Below are 16,727 nucleotides of genomic sequence, written 5' to 3' on the forward strand. Positions count from 1 at the left end.
GCGCGTCACCCCCGCGTTGCGATCAGCCTTGAACGTCGGCCTGCGGCTTCTTCATCATCGTCACCAGCAGGTAGATGCCGATGCCAAGGCCGTTCCACAGCACGAAATACAATTGCGTCTGCGCCGGCAGGCTCAGGAACAGATAGGCGCAGCCGGCAATCGCGATTCCGCCGACCAGCCACGGCAGCGGCGTGGCAAAGGCGCGCGGCTGATCGGGCGCACGGCGGCGCATCAGGATCATGCACAGCGCGACCGCGGCAAAGGCTGCCAGCGTCCCCGCATTGGCGAGTGCGGCGATCTCGTCGAGCGGGAAGACGCCCGCGATCACCCCGACGATCACCGCCGTGAAGATGGTGATACGCACCGGGCTGCCCCGGCTCGACAGCCGGGCGAGCGATGCTGGCAGCAGCCCGTCGCGCGCCATCGCGAAGAAGATCCGCGACTGACCGTACAGGAACGCCAGGATCACCGTCGGCAGCGCGATCACCGCGGATCCGGCGAGGAAGGTCGCTGCGCCCGGCTGGTTCAACTCGCGCAGGATCAGCGCCAGCGGCTCGGGGCTGCTGGCAAAGCTGGTGTAGGGCAGGGCGCCGACGGCAGCCGCCGCCACGGCGACATAGATGATGACGCATGCCACCATCGATCCGATGATCGCGATCGGCAGGTCGCGCTGCGGCTTGCGGGTTTCCTCCGCTGCGGTCGCGATCGCGTCAAAGCCGTAGAAGGCGAAGAAGATGATCGCTGCGGCGGCCATCACCCCGCGCTCGACGCCGTCCGGCCCGGTCGACTTCGCAAAGCCGTTCGGCGCGAACGGGTGGAAATTGTCGGCGTTGAAATATGGGAGCGCGACCACGACGAAGACGATCAGCGCGACGATCTTCACCAGCACGAGGAGCGCGTTCAGCGTCGCGCTCTCACGCGTGCCGAGCAGCAGCAGCGTCGCGACCACGCCGATGATGAAGATCGCCGGCAAATTGACCAGCCCGCCAAGCTCCGGGCCCTGCATCAACGACATGGGTATCCCCAACGTCCCCTGCAGCAACGGCGCGGCATAGCCTGACCAGCCGACAGCTACCGCGCTGACCACCAGGCTGTATTCGAGGATCAGGCTCCACCCGATCACCCAGGCGGCCAGCTCGCCGATCACGGCATAGGTATAGGTATAGGCGCTGCCCGATCCGGGATACATGGTCGCCATTTCGGCATAGGCGAGCGCGGCGCAGGCACAGATCAGGCCGGCGATGACGAAGGACAGGATGACGGCCGGCCCGGCCTTGCCCGCGCCGACGCCGATCAGGGTCAGGATGCCGGTGCCGACGATCGCGCCGACACCCATCGCCAGCAGATGCGGCCACGACAGCGTGGCTTTCAGCTGCTGTTCCCCTCCGGCCTCCCGTGGCGCGATGATCTTGCGTTTATTCCAGCGTGCCACGCTCAATTCCCCTTCTTCATGCCGTCTTAGCAGATCCTTGTTGCGCAGCAGGTTCGCCAGGATAGTCTGTCGTTCCTGCTCCCTCCCGAAGGTCTGCCATGCTTGATGTGATCGATCGGAATATTCTTCGGGTTCTCCAACGCAATGGCCGCATCACCAATCAGGAGCTTGCGGCCCAGGCCGGAATTTCCCCATCAGCGTGTTTCGATCGTCTGCGCAAGCTTCGTGAACAGGGATATGTCAGCGACATCGTCGCTTTGCTCGACCCCCAAAAGCTTGATCGGGCGCTCTTGGTGTTCATCGAAGTGATGCTGGATCGCACAACCAGCAACGTGCTGGGTGATTTCGCGGCGGCGGTGCAGGACATGCCCGAGATCCTGGAATGCCACATGGTCGCCGGTGGCTTCGATTATCTGCTGAAGGCGCGGGTCGAGGACATGGCCGCCTATCGCGCGTTCCTCGGCAATTCGCTGTTCCACATGACGGGCATCCGCGAAACGCGCACCTTCGCCGTGCTGGAAGAGGTGAAGTACACGACTGCCCTCCCGATCTGAGCCGGTGGGCCGGGCGCCCCGGTCAACAGGGACGCCCGACCGGCATCAGGACGCGGGCGTGGCGGTGGCGAAGGGCGGTTCCTGCGGAATGACCGGCGGCGACACCGGCGTCGGCACCACCTGCTTCTCGCGTTCGACCATCGCGGCGACATCGGCGAGCAGGCGGGGCGCGTCATAGACGATGCCGTCCTTGATCGTGTAGCGCACGCCGCCGATCCGCTCCTGCTTGTTCGTCTCGGGGTTCAGCCGGACATAGCCGGTGCCGTACAGCGTCTTCAGATTGGCGAGCGGGTTCTCCGGCACGATGACGAGGTCGGCCAGCATCCCGCGCCGCACGGCGCCGAACTCCGGCTCCTGACCCTTGGGCTCCATCAGCGTCTTGGCGCCATTGACGGTCGCCGCGCGGAAGATCTCCAGCGGGGTCAGCCCCGCCTCCTGGTACAATTCCAGTTCCTCGACATAGGCGAAGCCATAGACCTTGTAGATGAAGCCGGAATCGGTCCCCACCGTCACCCGGCCACCGATCTGGTTGTAATCATGGATCAGCTGGAAGAAGTTCTTGTAGAAGCCCTTCCAGTTGGTTTCGATCTGGCTGGTCCAGTCGAAGAAATAGGATCCGTGATTGTCGCGGGTCGACTGGAAATAATTCCACAGCTGCGGCGTTGTATATTTTCCCTGCCAGTCCGCATTGCGGGCGCGCATCAGGTCGCGCGAGGCGGCATAGATATTGAACGTCGGGTCGAACGTGACCCCGTTCGCCTTCTGCTCCTTCAGGTAATCCCACCATTGCTCCGACCCGACATCATAGATCTCGTCCTTGATGTCGGCGACCTGTGCGAAACGATGCAGCTCGTTGTAGAAATTATAGTCGGGCGTGAACTTCTGGATCGTGTGGTTCTTCAGCAGCGATTCCATGTGGCCGTAGAAGTGGGTGATCGTGTCCAGCCCCGCGCGGCCGGCGATCGCACCGTTGAAATCGGAAACGCCCGTCTGGCTGAGATGGGCCACGGTGCCCATCTTGTTCTTGTGCGCCTCGTCGATCGCGGCGTTCATCACCGCGGGGGTTTCATCCTCGCGCCCGAAGAACTTGATCCCGTCGATGTCGTTCTTGGCCGCCCAGCGCACCCATTCGCGCGCCTTCTCGGGGCTGGAGATCCGCCCGCCGGACCATCCGGCGCCCAGCGTCTGATAGTTGAAGATGCGCGGCGCCGCGATCTCGTTGCGCGCCGACCGCGCCTTTTCATTGCTGGTGAAGGACGGGGAGGCGAGCGACACGCCGCGCACCGTGGTCACGCCATGCGCCAGCCACAGCTTGTAGGCGTAGGATGCGTCGGGCGCCTTGTCCTTGGCCGGCAAATGCGTGTGCAGGTCGACGAAGCCGGGCAGCACGTACATGCCGGTTGCGTCGATCTCCTGGTCGAAATCCTGCGGCGCGCGGTTCTGCGCCAGCGCCATGCCCGGCCAGCCGGCCTGGCGGATGTCGGCGATGCGATTGCCCTCGACGACGATGTCGACCGGGCCGCGCGGCACCGATCCGGTACCGTCGATCAGCGTCGCGCCGCGGATGACGAGGCGGCGGAACGGCCCCGCGCCTTCGCCGGCCGCGCGGGCCGGGGCGGCGCCGGGCTGATTACCGGCGGGCGCGGCTGCCGCGGCGGCGGCGCGCGGCGCCTTTTCCTCATGCGCCAGCGCGGGTCCGGCCAATGCCATGCCGGCGGCCGAGGACAGCATCAGCAGGCGAGTGTTCAACAGGCGAAACAGGGCCATGGTCGATCCTTGAATAGATGGGCGGGGGCGTGACGCGGCGGATCAGAACCGCCGCATCAGGTTCAGCCCATAAGTGCGCGGTGCGATGCTGACGGCGTTGGTGATCCCGCCCGTGTTGGCGTTCGCGCTCATCTGGTTGATGGCAGTGTCGTTCAGCAGGTTGTTGGCGAACAGATATACCCCCCAGTCACTGTCCACGCCCTCGATGCCGAAGCGCAGGTTGACCAGTTCATAAGCGGGGATCTTGCGGCGGTATATGTCTGTCGGGCTGAGCGTGCTGTAGAAGGAGCCGACATGGCTCGCATCGACCCGCGCGGTGGCGGTCAGCGTGTCCGACACCGGGCGCTTGTAATCGAGCGAGGCGGAGGCGCTGATGCGCGGCACGTTGGGGATGCGGTCGCCGCGGCGGCCGGTGGCCACCACGAAATCGCTGACCTGGTCCTCCGACAGCTTGGCATCGGTGTAGCCGACCGCGCCATTGAACGAGAGGCCGGGGAGTAGATTGGCCGACAGCTCGGCCTCCGCGCCCCATACCCGTGCAGCGCCCGCGTTGGAGATCAGCCCGAATACCGAACCGGTCCCCGCAGTCCGCGCCGACACCTGCAGATTGTCCCAGTCGATGCGATAACCCGCCAGGTTCAGGTACACGCCGCGCGCCAGCGTGGTCTTGGCGCCGATCTCGTAATTCCACAGGCTGTCGGAGGTATAGGCCGCGCGCTCGGCGGGCAGGCCGATCACCTGGTTTACGCCGCCGGGTCGGAAGCCCTGCGCGGCCTGCGCATAGAATAGCAGCCGGGTGGTCGGCTGCCACGACACGTTGAACTTGTAGATCAGGCCGTCTTCTTCGTAATTCGCCTCGGTATAGGGCGTCACGCGCGAGCTGTAGTGGATCTGGCCGACGTCGATCCGCCCGCCCACCTTGCGCTCGAAGTTGAAGTATCGCGCGCCGGCGGTCAGCGTCAGCTGGTCGGCCAGCTTGTAGCTCAATTCCGCATACGCCGCCTTCTGCCGCAGCTCGTCGTTGATCGTCCGGTCATAGGCGATCGCGCCTGGCGTCGACGGGCTGTACACCGCACCCGTCTCCGGGCTCGCCACCAGCAGCAGCGATCGCACCTCGGTATCGCGGCTTTCCAGGAAGCCGCCGACGGTCCACTGGAACGGGCTGTCGCTGGTCGAGCTCAGGCGCAGCTCGTGCACCCAATTGTTCAGCTTCTGCGGCTGGTACAGCGCCGACGATTGCAGCGGCACCGTTGCGTTGAAATAGCCGGTCAGCTGGTCCGCGGTACATTGCGTGGTGTTGGCGGCCGCGGTGATGCCCAGCTGATACCGACGGCAGCCCTCGCGCGTGCCGGCGGAGTTCAGCGTGTTGACGAAGCGGCCCTCGGCATTCTGCACCGTGCCGACGCGGCCGTTGAACGTGTCGCTGACGTCGTAGGTGCGGGTGAAATCGCGATCGAGATAGCTCGTCGTGCCAATCACGCTGAACGCGTCGAAATCGTAGCGGATCGTGCCGCTGAAGATCCGGTTGTTATCCTCGTTGATATTGTCCGCGTGCATGTTGCTGGCAAAATCGAGGCCGTTGGCGCGCGAGAAATCGGGCCGCCACAGCGGGATCGGCGCGTCGACATGCTCATAGGTCGCCGACAGGTCGATCGTCAGGTCTTCGGTCGGCGTGATGCGCAGCAGCGCGCGCCCGCCATAGCTTTCGCCGTCGTTGATGTTCTTGACGTTGCGCAGGTAGCGCGGATCAGGGCTGGTATCGGCCACGTTGCCGGCGTTGGGATCGTCGGTCAGGATGATATTGTCGACGTAGCCGGCGAACTTGTTGTAATTGCCCACGATCCGAAGCGCGATCTTGTCCTCGACGATCGGCAGGTTGATCATCCCGTCGAGTGAGAAGCCGGGCCCGCCGCCCTCGACGGCGGTCATGTTGCCGCTGAACGCCGCTTCCAGCCGGTCGGCCTTGGGCTTTTCGAAGATGATGCGCAGCGTGCCGCCCATCGATCCCGATCCGAAGAGCGTGCCCTGCGGCCCGCGCAGCACCTCGGCGCGCTCCACGTCGAACAGGCGGAAGTCCGGCGTGCTGCCACCTGAGTCAGAGGTGGTCCCGACCGATCCCGACACCGGCGTCTCGTCATAATAGACGCCCACCGTCGGCTCGCCGGCGGAGGTGATGCCGCGGATCAGCACGCGTCGGCTGCCCGGCCCGCTGTCGACGATGCGCAGCGACGGCGCGGTGCGGGTCAGTTCGGTGAAGCTGGTGGTGCCCGATGCGGCGAGTGTCTCGCCCGAGGTTGCCGAGATCGCGATCGGCGTGTCTTGGATGCGGGTATTTCGACGAAGCGCGGTGACGACGATCTCGCCGTCGGCGCCGGAGGAGGGGGCGCTCGCCTCCGTGCTGGGGGACTCCGCCGGTGGCGGCGGCGCGTCCTGCGCTGCGGCGAGGCTTGGCGTCACCGCCATGACACTGCCGAGGAGAAGCGCACGCAAACCAGCCTGGCGCCGGGCGGCGCCATTACGTCCCATCATCGATATTTCCCCCATCTTGCTGCGGTGGCTGCGCCTGCTGGCGCTTCACCCCGTAACCTTCATGCGGAGATTAGCTTTGCGGCGACCGAAAGTGTTCCGTTTCTGGGGCGCGATAACAGAATTGTTGCATCTTTAATGATCGATAAAAAGCAGATCCTTCGGCAATGAAGCGAGTGAGGGGACATTGTTTCGTCACTCCGGCCCACAGGAAGGCAATGTCGCGCCACCTTGTCGCTCGCGCCGAAGCTCAGGCGATCGGCACACTGTTTCCCGATTTGACGCGATCGAGCGCGATCAGGCTGCGGAACGTCGCCACCGCCGGATTGTGCGCGAACAGCCGCCGCGTCGTCTCCTCATAGGCGACCATGTCAGTGCTCAGGATGACGAGGACGAAGCTGATCCCGCCGGTGACGTAATAGCATTGCTGGACGTCGGCATCGGCGCGGAACAGCGCCTTGGCCGCGTCGACGGTCGCTGCGCGCTCATCGACCAGATGCACCTCGACGATGGCCGTAATCGCCAGCCCCAGCGCGGCAGTATCCACGACGGCGGTATTGGCGGTGATGATCCCCGCCGCTTCCATCGCCGCGATCCGCCGCTGCACCGCCGCCGCAGACAAGTTGACCGCCTCGGCAATCGCGCGCTGCGGCGTCTTGTTGTCGCGCTGGATCACGCGAAGGATCGCGCGGTCGAACGGGTCGAGCTTCGCCCGGCGCTGGCCGGGGCGGTGAGAGGGGGATCGCGCCATTCGCGAGTGATTGTTGCTTTTACCCGCCATATCAAGCGCACACCACTCGCGCCGCGCGCATTATCGTTGCACCGGTCAGCAGGGGACTCGTGTGTCAGCATCGATCATCGGCGCGCGTCATGGCAGTGCGATCGCACGCGGCACCGCTTGCGGTGCCGCGGCGGGCGCCTTGTGGGGACTGGTGTTCCTTGCCCCCGCGCTGGTGCGTGATTTCACCCCGCTCCAGCTCACCGTCGGCCGCTATCTCGCTTATGGCGCGATCGCCGCTGCGCTGATCGGCCCGCAGTGGCGGCGGCTGTCCCGATTGCTGACGCGACGAGATTGGCTGACGCTGGCGTGGCTCGCGCTCACCGGCAACACACTTTACTATGTGCTGCTGTCCACCGGGGTGCAGACGGCGGGTATCCCGCTCACATCGCTGGTGATCGGCTTCTTGCCGGTTGCGGTGACGATCGTCGGCAGTCGGGATCGCGATGCCGTCCCGCTACGCCAGCTTGCGCCGTCGCTGCTACTCGGCGCGGGCGCGGCCTTGTGCATCGGCTGGCAGGCGCTCGATCCCTCCGCAGCAACCCCGGGCACGCGCAGCATCGTCGGGCTGGCGTGCGCCATCGGGGCGCTCATCTGCTGGACGGTCTATGCCGTCGGCAATGCCCGTGCGCTGGCCAGCCGGCCGGGCGTCTCGGTGCATGACTGGAACCTGCTGATCGGCCTCGCCACCGGCGCGCAGGCGATCGTGCTTCTGCCGTTCGCCTTGTCGGGCACGGCGGCTGCGCACGGCATGACCGCGTGGGGGCAATTCGCCGCCGTGTCGGTTGGCGTCGCGGTGGCCGCGTCGATCATCGGCAACGCCTTGTGGAACAAGATGAGCCGCCTGCTCCCGCTGACGATGGTGGGGCAGATGATCCTGTTCGAAACGCTCTTTGCGCTGCTCTACGGCTTCCTCTGGGAACAGCGCTGGCCCACCCCGGCGGAGATCGCCGCCGCGACGCTGGTCATCGCCAGCGTGCTGTCCTGCATCCACGCGCACCGCCCCCGGCATCGGCCCCGCCCACTGGCGAGCGATGCCGGGGAGCCGGCGCGTTAGAAGTCGACGTTGGCCGAAACCAGCAGGCGGCGTCCTTCCTGGTTGATCGAATAGGCCGGCGTGAACGCCGTCACGGGCGCGGCAGCGGTGCCGCTCAGATAGGGCTCGTACACCGCGTAATCGGTGTCGAGGATGTTCCACAGCGTTGCCGACAGGCGCAGCGCCGGCGTCACCTGATACGATCCGCCCAGGTGGAACAGCTCATAGCCGCGGAAGTCGCCCACCGCACGCTGCTGGTCATTGTTGCCGCGGTACCGGCTCGACCGGATCTCGGCGCGCGTCCACACCGTCGCCTTCTCGGTCAGTCGCCACCGCAAATTGGCGTTCACCATATGCTTGGGAATGCCGATCAGCGGCAGGCCAGCCTCGGGACCGCTCAGCTGTTCGCTTTCGGTGTAGGTGTAATTGGCGGCCAGCGAGAGAGTGGGGGTGAATTCCACCCGTCCGGCCGCCTCGATCCCGCGCGTGCGCGCCTTGTCGATGTTGATTGACTGGCTGAACAGGTCGACGGCGGGGAAATTGCCGACATCGAGGCAGCCCGGTCGGTTCGGATTGCCGGCGAAGCGGCAGTTGGGAATACCCGGGCCCGTCGCGATCTTGTCGTCAAAATCATTGTTGAACAGCGTCACATTGCCGCTGAACAGGCCGCCATTGTCGTAATAGACGCCCGCCTCATAGGTCGTCGTCGTCTCCGGCGTCAGGCTGGGCGTGCCGAGCAGCGGGATACGACCCTGTCCGCCAAAGCCGATGATGCCTTCCGCGATCTGCTCGACCCGCGGCGTCTTGAAACCACGGCTCACCCCGCCCTTCAGCGTCAGCGCGTCGGAGACGTTCCAGACCGCATAGGCGCGCGGCGACCATTTGTCGCCAAAGGTGGAATGATTGTCATAGCGCACGCCGCCCGTCAGCTTCACGTCCTCCACGACGGTCAGCGTCGCTTCCGCAAAGCCTGCCCATTGGGTGAAGGTGAAGGGTTCGGGCGCCACACCCTCGACCATCCGGGCGTGCCAATATTGACCGCCCACGGTGAAGGCGACCGGGCCCTGCTTGCCGGCCAGGCGTGAATCGATGATGTCGTTGCGCGCCTGCAGCTCGCGCGGGCTGCCGGGCACCTGCCCGGGCGTGCCGTTGGGGATCAGGCGACCGATCGTCTCGGTCTCGTTGCGCGTCAGCGTCGTGTCCAGCGTGCCGATTGGGCTGCGCCAGCTGTGCGCCAGCACATAGTTCGACCGGTTGAACCGCTGCTCGGGCGCATAGCCGCCGGAACCCAGCGTGCCGAGCCGCCCTTCGCTATTGTCATAGCGCTGCTCGTTGCGGTCATATTCCAGCCACAGGTCATGGTCCGCATGCGGCGTCAGCGTCAGCCGCCCGCCATAGGTATAGACGTCCGACCGGACGGGATTGCGCCCCAGCGTCAGCGCCGGGTCACCGGGGATGGGGATGTTCGAACCCTCGCGATGGAACACGCTGCCGCGCAGCGTCAGGCCCAGCAGGTCGCGCACCACCGGGCCCTGCGCAAAGCCGTTGACCGACTGGATGTTGCCGAACCGCTCGTCGAACTGAACGGTGCTTTCCGCCGTCGCCGATCCGACCCAGCGATCGCCGACCTTGCGGGTGATGATGTTCACCACCCCGCCCATCGCGTCCGACCCGTACAGCGTCGACATCGGCCCGCGCACCACCTCGATCCGCTCGATCGCCGAATAGGGCGGGATGAAGCTGGTGGAGGTTTCGCCAAACCCGTTCGGGGTGACTCCGCCCGGCGGATTCTGCCGCCGCCCGTCGATCAGCACCAATGTATAATCGCTCGGCATGCCGCGGATCGAGATGTTGAGGCCGCCGGTCTTGCCCGCCTCGCCGCCGACGTCGATCCCCTGCACGTCGACCAGCGCTTCGGCGAGGCTGCCGAACCTCTTGTCCTGCAGATCGGCGCGGTCGATGACGCTGATGCTCGCGGGGGCGTCGACGATGCGCTGGGCGTAGCCCGCGGCGGTCACCACGATGTCGCCGGTCGGCGCGTCCTGGCGCGTCCCGCTCCTGGCGGGTTCCTTGGCGTTCGCCACCGTGACCGACGGGTCGCTTGACCCTGCCTCTGTCTGCGACTGGGCGCCAGTTTGCGCCTGAACCTCAGTTTGCGCCTGGGCGGGTGACAGCGCTGCGAGAGACAGCGTGCAAAAAGCCGCTGAGCACAGCATGGACGTCCGGAACATGAAACCCCTTTGTGAGACTGACTCGCAATTGCATCGTGCCCTGCGGCACGGGGCTATATAGGTCAATGCAAATCATTCGCAGCAACATTTTGACACGTTCGTCCGGATAAACCGCCGGGCCATCCAACGCGGTTGAACCCGTCCCGCCTTCGGCTAAGCTCGCGTCCTGCCTGCGACAGACAGGAGAGGATGAATGCTGCTCAGCGAGGTTCCGGTGCATGCGGCGCACCGGGCGCCCGATCGTGTCGCGGTGCGCCTGGACGAGCGCGCGATCACGTACAGCCAGATGCGCGACGATTGCTGGCGGCTCGGGCAGGCGCTGCTCGGCATCGCGCAGCCGGGCGACCGGGTGGCGATCCTCGCCGAAAACTGCCTCGAATATGCGCTCTGTTATTATGCCGTGCCCGGCGCCGGCATGACGCTAACCTTCCTCAACTACCGCCTCGCCCCGGCCGAGCTCGCCTGGATCATCAACGATGCCGCGCCCAGCGTGCTGATCGTCCAGGACAAATATCTCGGCGCAATCCGCGCCATCCGCGATCAGATTCCCTCGGTCCGGCACTTGCTGGTGATCGGTGCCGCGGCGGAAGGGGCGGCCAGCTTCGATGCGTTGCTGGCCAGCGGCACGCCGCAACCGCTGCCCCCGCCATCAGAGGATTCGATCGCCTGGCTGCTTTACACCTCGGGCACTACCGGCTTGCCCAAGGGCGCGATGCTCACCCATCGCAACGTCATGGCCGCCGTGTTCAACAGCCTGGTGAGCTGGGACAAGGAGCCCGATTCCCACTATCTGCTCACCTTCCCGATGTATCACGTCGCCGGCTACGGCATGGTGGTGAACCATCTGCGCGGCGCTGAACTGACCATCCTGCCCAACTTCGTGCCCGAGGCGCTGTTCGCCATCATCGAACGTCACCGTATCACCTCCACCGCCGCCGCCCCGACGATGATCGCGCTGCTGCTCGATCACCCCGCCATGCCCGGTTACGACCTCTCCTCGTTGCGCAACGTCGGCTATGGCGCCTCCGCGATGCCCGCCGCCGTGCTGCTGCGTGCGCGGGAAAAATGGCCGCAGGTGCGCTTCGGCACTGGCTTCGGCATGACCGAGCTTGCCGGCAACGTCATGGTCCTGACCGCCGACGAGCATGATCGCGCGATCGATGAGGGCCTGCCGATCCTGAACTCGGTCGGCCGCCAGATGCTGCTCGCCCGAGTCCGCGTCGTCGATGAGGCGATGGCCGACGTTGCGCCTGGCGTGGAGGGGGAGATCGTGGTGAAGGGCGATCAGGTCCTCACCGGCTATTGGCGCAACCCGGAGGCGACGGCCCGGGCCTTCACCGACGGCTGGTTCCACACCGGCGACGTCGGCCGCTGGGATGCGGACGGCTATCTCACCATCGTCGATCGCAAGAAGGACATGATCGTCACCGGCGGGGAGAACGTCTACCCGCGCGAGGTGGAGGAAGTGCTCTACCGTCACCCCGCCGTGCTGGAGGCAGCGGTGGTCGGCATGGCGGATCCCGTGTGGGGCGAAAGCGTCGTCGCGATCATCGCCACCCGCGACGGCGAAGCCACGGACGCCGCCGCGCTGATCCGGCACTGCCGCGACCATATCGCCAGCTACAAGAAGCCAAAGGCTGTCGCCTTCATCGCCGAACTGCCCAAGAACGCCTCCGGCAAGGTCCTGAAACGCACCTTGCGCGACATGCTCGCCGACGGCGGCCTGATGCTGGAGCGCTAGCGCCCGGGTGGCGTCAGCGGGGATGAAATATAAGAGAAAGAAGAGTGGCGGAGCGGGAGGGATTCGAACCCTCGATACGGTTTTGCCGTATACTCACTTTCCAGGCGAGCGCCTTCGACCACTCGGCCACCGCTCCGCATGTCCTGGAAGTAGCGCGCCCTAGGCCGGTCTTTCGCCGCGCGCAAGCGTTTGCCGCACACGCATCAATCGTCCTCGTCCTCGAAGCCGACCAGCGCGAGCGCGCGCGCCTTGATCTGGCGCATCGCGCACCAGTGGATCAGCGCCTCCTCGCGCCCGTGAGTCACCCACACCTCGCGCGGCGCGATTTCCTCGATCGTGTCGGTCAGCTCGTCCCAATCGGCGTGGTCGGACATGATCAGCGGCAGCTCGACGAGCTTCTGTCGCGCACGCTGGCGCACCCGCATCCACCCGCTCGCCATCGCGGTGATCGGATCGGGCAGGCGGCGCGACCAGCGGTCGTTGAGCGCGCCGGGCGGGCACATCACGACATGCCCCGCCATCGCTGCCTTGGGCACCCCCGCGACAGGGATCAGCTCGCCCAGCCGCACGCCATGATCGGCATAAAGGTCGCACAATCGCTGCAACGCGCCATGGATATAGATCGGCGCCTCATGCCCGCGCTCGCGCAGCTCGGCGATCACCCGCTGCGCCTTGCCCAGCGCATAGGCGCCGACCAGCACGCAGCGATCCGGGTTGGCGTGCAGCCGCGCGACCAGCTTGTCGATCTCGTCCCCCGTATCGGGGTGGCGGAACACGGGGAGGCCGAACGTCGCCTCGGTGATGAACACATCGCACGCCACCGGCTCGAACGGCGCGCAGGTCGGGTCCGGCCGGCGCTTGTAGTCGCCCGACACGACGATCCGCTCGCCGCGATATTCCAGCAGGATCTGCGCCGAGCCCAGCACATGGCCGGCGGGAACGAAGGTGGCCTGCACCTCGCCCAGCCGCACGCTATCGCCATAGCCTACCGGGTGTCCCGCCTGCTCGCCATAGCGCGTGTCCATGATCGCCAGCGTCTCGGGCGTCGCCCACACCGCGCCATGCCCGCCGCGCGCGTGGTCGGCATGGCCATGAGTCACCAGCGCGCGTGGCTGGGGCAGGGAGGGATCGACCCAGGCATCGGCCGGGCGAACGAAGATGCCATGGGGGTGAGGTTCGAGCCAGTCGCCAAGCTTGGGCATGGGGGCAGTACGCACGAGCGGATCAAATCGCCCCGGCGCCTCGTTGTGTCAGTAAGAAAAAGGAGAGACCGGCATGGAACATCAGGCACTAGGCGACAGTCTCTGGGTCTTCGTGGTCATCGGCGGCTTCATCATCCTCGGCCTGGCGATCGCTATCGCGAAGTTCCGCAACAAGGTGACGCCCGAGCAGGAACGCCGCACCGAGGAAGCGACGCATCGCCTGTATGAGGAGCAATCGCGCGAGGATGCCGCCCGCGGTTGATGCGGGGCTGATGTGGGCCGGCGCGGTCAGGCCGTCGGCGCGGCGGTCAGGCGCGCGCTGACATGGCCAAGCTGTGAGGCAAGGCGCTGCGACAGCCGCGCGATCTGGTCCCGCAGCGCCTGCGCTTCGGTCTCGTCCAGGACCAATGTCTCGCGACACAATGCGCCGCCGCGTAGCGCCACTTGCCTCAGCACCAATGTCCAGCGCGCGCGCGAGTCCAGGGTCACCTTGCTCGTCCCATGGCACAGCATGTTGCGAAAGCCGGCGTGCGCGCGATACTCCTCCAGCGTCGCAGCCGCAGCCTTGCCCGCCTCCGCGGCGAACGGCCCGCCCGGGCCGATCGCGGCGGACAGAGAATCGAGGCGCTGGCCGATCAGCAGGGGCAATTTGACACTCTTGCCCCGCTCACCCACCCCGGACAGGACGGCGAGGCATTCGGTGACCGCCGTCTCGCCGCGGGTGAAGGCATCAAGGCAGCGGCCGCGCCATTCGTTGACCTGCGCAGTGGCAGCGTTGAACGGGCCAAGCGGAAGCAGCGGCGCGGCATCCGCCACGATCTTCCCTCCCTGAACCACCGTCGAATCAACGTCTGCGATCGAGACAAAAGCGTTCATGGCTCCGGGATAAGCGCGATGAATTGCCAAAAACTTGCGGCATGTGCCGCTCAGCATTGGCCGTCCCATTCTGTAACCGTGCCCCGACCCTATATGTCGACGCGATGACTGTTTCACTTCCGACCCCGCTGGCCGACTGGTTCGCGTCGCGGGGCTGGTCTCCGCGCCGCCACCAGCTCGACATGCTCGCCGAGGGCCGCGCCGGGCGGCACGCGCTGCTCGTCGCCGCGACTGGCGCGGGCAAGACGCTCGCCGGCTTCCTCCCCACGCTTGCGGAATTGATCGAGCAGCCGACCGAGGGGCTCCACACCCTCTATGTCTCGCCGTTGAAGGCGCTGGCGGTCGACATTCAGCGCAACCTCGTCACGCCCCTCGATGAAATGGGCCTCGACGAAATGGGCATCGACATCCGCGTCGAAACCCGCACCGGCGACACCCCGTCGGATCGCAAGGCCCGCCAGCGGGTGAAGCCGCCGCAGATCCTGCTCACCACACCCGAATCGCTGTCGCTGCTGCTGAGCTACCCCGACAGCTTCACCATGTTCGCCGGCCTGCGCACGATCGTGATCGATGAGGTGCACGCCTTCGCCACCGGCAAGCGCGGCGACCTGCTGTCGCTATGCATGGCCCGGCTTCAGGCGATCGCACCTGGCCTGCGCCGCGTCGCCTTGTCCGCCACGGTCGCCGATCCCGACGGCTATCGCGCCTGGCTTGCGCCCGACGGCGATATCGACAGCGTCAGCCTGGTGCAGGGCGAAACCGGCGTCGATCCCAATATCGCCATCCTGCTGCCCGAGGATCGCGTGCCCTGGGCGGGCCATTCCGGCCGCTATGCCGCGGCGCAGGTGATGGCGGAGATCGAGACTCACAAGACCACCATCGTCTTCTGCAACACGCGCAGTCTGGCTGAGCTGATCTTCCAGGATCTGTGGAAGGCGAACGAGATGCAGCTGCCGATCGGCATCCATCACGGCAGCCTGGAAAAAGAGGCGCGGCGCAAGGTGGAGGCGGCGATGGCTGGCGGCCGCCTGCGCGCGCTGGTCGCCACCGCCAGCCTCGACCTGGGGGTCGATTGGGGGGATGTCGATTGCGTCATCCAGATGGGCGCCCCCAAGGGATCGTCGCGCCTGCTCCAGCGCATCGGCCGCAGCAATCACCGCCTTGATGAGCCGTCGGAGGCGATCGTCGTCCCCGGCAACCGCTTCGAATATCTCGAGGCGCGCGCCGCGCTCGACGCGGTGGAGGCCGGCGAGCTTGATACCGACGTGTTCCGCATGGGCGCGCTCGACGTGCTGGCGCAGCATGTCATGGCCTGCGCCTGCGCCGCCCCGTTCGATCAGGCCGCATTGCTTGACGAGATCCGCTCGTCCTTGCCCTATTCGGCGCTCACTGATGAACTGTTCAACAAGGTGCTCGGCTTCATTCGCGACGGTGGCTATTCGCTTCGCGCTTATGATCGCTTCAAGCGGCTGACGCAGGATGCCGATGGCCTGTGGCGCGTCAGCCATCCGAAATTCGTCGCGCAGCATCGCCTCAACGCCGGAATCATCGTCGAGGCGACGATGCTCAAGGTCCGCTTCCGCAACGGCCGCGCGCTGGGCAAGGTGGAGGAGGCGTTCGCCTCCACGCTCAGCCATGGCGACACCTTCTTCTTCGCCGGGATGAGCCTTGAGGTGGAGAAGATCGATACCGAGGATCTGATCGTCCGCGCCACCGCGCGGCCCGCGCGAATCCCCACTTATGGCGGCAGCCGGATGCCGCTCTCCACCAACCTCGCTGATCGCGTCCGCGGCTTCCTCGATACGCCTGCCGAATGGGCGCGCTTCCCCGATGACGTGCGCGAATGGCTGGAAATCCAGGCCCGCCGCTCCGCGCTGCCGCATCCCGACCAGCTGCTCGTCGAAACCTTCCCGCGCGAAGGGCGCAACTACATGGTCGCCTATTCCTTCGAGGGGTGGAACGCGCACCAGTCGCTCGGCATGCTGATCACGCGGCGGATGGAAACCGCGGGGCTGAAGCCGCTCGGCTTCGTCGCCAATGATTATGCGATCGCCACCTATTCGATCGATCCCGTCACCGATCCCGCCGCGCTCTTCTCGCCCGACATCCTTGAGCATGAATTCGTCGACTGGGTACAGCAGTCGCACCTGCTGAAACGCGCCTTCCGCGAAGTCGCGGTGATCGGCGGGCTCGTCGAGCGGCAGCATCCCGGCAAGCGCAAGACCGGCAAGCAGGTCACCTTCTCCACCGACCTCATCTACGACGTGCTGCGCAAGTACGAACCGGGCCATATCCTGCTGGAGGCTGCCTGGGCCGACGCCCGCGCGCGCATGACCGACGTCGGCCGCCTCGCCGACCTGCTCGATCGCGCGGCGGGGACGATGCTCCACGTCGATCTCCCGCGTGTGTCCCCGCTTGCGGTGCCGGTGCTGGTGCTGATCGGCCGCGAACGAGTCGCCACCGGCAGCGCGGACGATGCGCTGCTGATCGAGGCGGAGGCACTCGCCGGGGAGGCGATGCGGCTCGACTGAGGGTGCGGGCTTCCGCCGCCCGGGATAACGATTGACAAGGGTCCGGATCGGGC

The 16,727-nt window shown here is 66.1% G+C and carries 12 protein-coding genes and 1 tRNA gene; 5 read left to right on the forward strand and 8 right to left on the reverse strand.

The window, feature by feature from the left end:
• Positions 1 to 22: 22 nt before the first annotated feature.
• Complete coding sequence (locus CA236_RS14745) at positions 23 to 1,432, reverse strand: amino acid permease (RefSeq protein ID WP_046406831.1); 1,410 nt, start codon at positions 1,430 to 1,432, stop codon at positions 23 to 25.
• Positions 1,433 to 1,530: 98 nt separating this feature from the next.
• Between CA236_RS14745 and CA236_RS14750 the strand changes: the two genes are divergently transcribed.
• On the forward strand, positions 1,531 to 1,986 hold the full coding sequence (locus CA236_RS14750; protein WP_046406818.1) for an Lrp/AsnC ligand binding domain-containing protein: 456 nt from the start codon (positions 1,531 to 1,533) through the stop codon (positions 1,984 to 1,986).
• A gap of 45 nt (positions 1,987 to 2,031) precedes the next feature.
• On the opposite strand, the gene CA236_RS14755 is transcribed toward CA236_RS14750, so the two are convergent.
• The 3 genes from CA236_RS14755 to CA236_RS14765 all read right to left on the reverse strand — a co-directional run bounded on the left by CA236_RS14755 (position 2,032) and on the right by CA236_RS14765 (position 7,030).
• Positions 2,032 to 3,753 carry an amidohydrolase family protein gene (locus CA236_RS14755; protein ID WP_241212686.1) on the reverse strand — a complete coding sequence of 574 codons (1,722 nt, stop codon included), beginning with the start codon at positions 3,751 to 3,753 and terminating at the stop codon, positions 2,032 to 2,034.
• A gap of 42 nt (positions 3,754 to 3,795) precedes the next feature.
• A complete protein-coding gene (locus CA236_RS14760; RefSeq protein ID WP_241212687.1) occupies positions 3,796 to 6,282 on the reverse strand; it encodes a TonB-dependent receptor in 2,487 nt (828 codons plus the stop codon).
• A gap of 247 nt (positions 6,283 to 6,529) precedes the next feature.
• Positions 6,530 to 7,030 carry an Lrp/AsnC family transcriptional regulator gene (locus CA236_RS14765; RefSeq protein ID WP_241212688.1) on the reverse strand — a complete coding sequence of 167 codons (501 nt, stop codon included), beginning with the start codon at positions 7,028 to 7,030 and terminating at the stop codon, positions 6,530 to 6,532.
• Positions 7,031 to 7,121: 91 nt separating this feature from the next.
• On the opposite strand from CA236_RS14765, the gene CA236_RS14770 reads away from it, so the two are divergent.
• Positions 7,122 to 8,114 carry a DMT family transporter gene (locus CA236_RS14770; RefSeq protein WP_241212689.1) on the forward strand — a complete coding sequence of 331 codons (993 nt, stop codon included), beginning with the start codon at positions 7,122 to 7,124 and terminating at the stop codon, positions 8,112 to 8,114.
• Here CA236_RS14770 and CA236_RS14775 read toward each other — a convergent pair.
• Positions 8,111 to 10,177 carry a TonB-dependent receptor gene (locus tag CA236_RS14775; RefSeq protein WP_125946156.1) on the reverse strand — a complete coding sequence of 689 codons (2,067 nt, stop codon included), beginning with the start codon at positions 10,175 to 10,177 and terminating at the stop codon, positions 8,111 to 8,113. The genes CA236_RS14770 and CA236_RS14775 overlap by 4 nt on opposite strands.
• Positions 10,178 to 10,517: 340 nt before the next feature.
• Between CA236_RS14775 and CA236_RS14780 the strand changes: the two genes are divergently transcribed.
• Complete coding sequence (locus CA236_RS14780) at positions 10,518 to 12,065, forward strand: long-chain fatty acid--CoA ligase (RefSeq protein ID WP_125946157.1); 1,548 nt, start codon at positions 10,518 to 10,520, stop codon at positions 12,063 to 12,065.
• 45 nt (positions 12,066 to 12,110) lie between these two features.
• Here the strand turns inward: CA236_RS14780 and CA236_RS14785 are convergent.
• A tRNA-Ser gene (locus CA236_RS14785) sits at positions 12,111 to 12,201 on the reverse strand.
• A gap of 67 nt (positions 12,202 to 12,268) precedes the next feature.
• Positions 12,269 to 13,267: a ligase-associated DNA damage response exonuclease gene (locus CA236_RS14790; protein WP_046408996.1), complete on the reverse strand. Its 999-nt coding sequence runs from the start codon at positions 13,265 to 13,267 to the stop codon at positions 12,269 to 12,271.
• Positions 13,268 to 13,340: 73 nt separating this feature from the next.
• Between CA236_RS14790 and CA236_RS14795 the strand changes: the two genes are divergently transcribed.
• Positions 13,341 to 13,529, forward strand: coding sequence for a hypothetical protein (locus tag CA236_RS14795; RefSeq protein WP_125946158.1), 189 nt, complete (start codon positions 13,341 to 13,343; stop codon positions 13,527 to 13,529).
• A gap of 26 nt (positions 13,530 to 13,555) precedes the next feature.
• Here the strand turns inward: CA236_RS14795 and CA236_RS14800 are convergent, their stop codons facing one another.
• The gene (locus CA236_RS14800) at positions 13,556 to 14,143 is read right to left on the reverse strand and encodes a hypothetical protein (protein ID WP_125946159.1); all 588 of its coding nucleotides are present in this window, start codon (positions 14,141 to 14,143) and stop codon (positions 13,556 to 13,558) included.
• Between the two features lie 104 nt (positions 14,144 to 14,247).
• Here CA236_RS14800 and CA236_RS14805 point away from each other — a divergent pair, with 104 nt between their 5' ends.
• Positions 14,248 to 16,674, forward strand: a complete 2,427-nt coding sequence (locus tag CA236_RS14805; protein WP_125946160.1) for a ligase-associated DNA damage response DEXH box helicase — start codon at positions 14,248 to 14,250, stop codon at positions 16,672 to 16,674.
• The last annotated feature ends 53 nt before the right edge of the window (positions 16,675 to 16,727 follow it).

The organism is Sphingomonas sp. ABOLG, from assembly GCF_003950435.1.
GTDB lineage: Bacteria > Pseudomonadota > Alphaproteobacteria > Sphingomonadales > Sphingomonadaceae > Sphingomonas > Sphingomonas panaciterrae.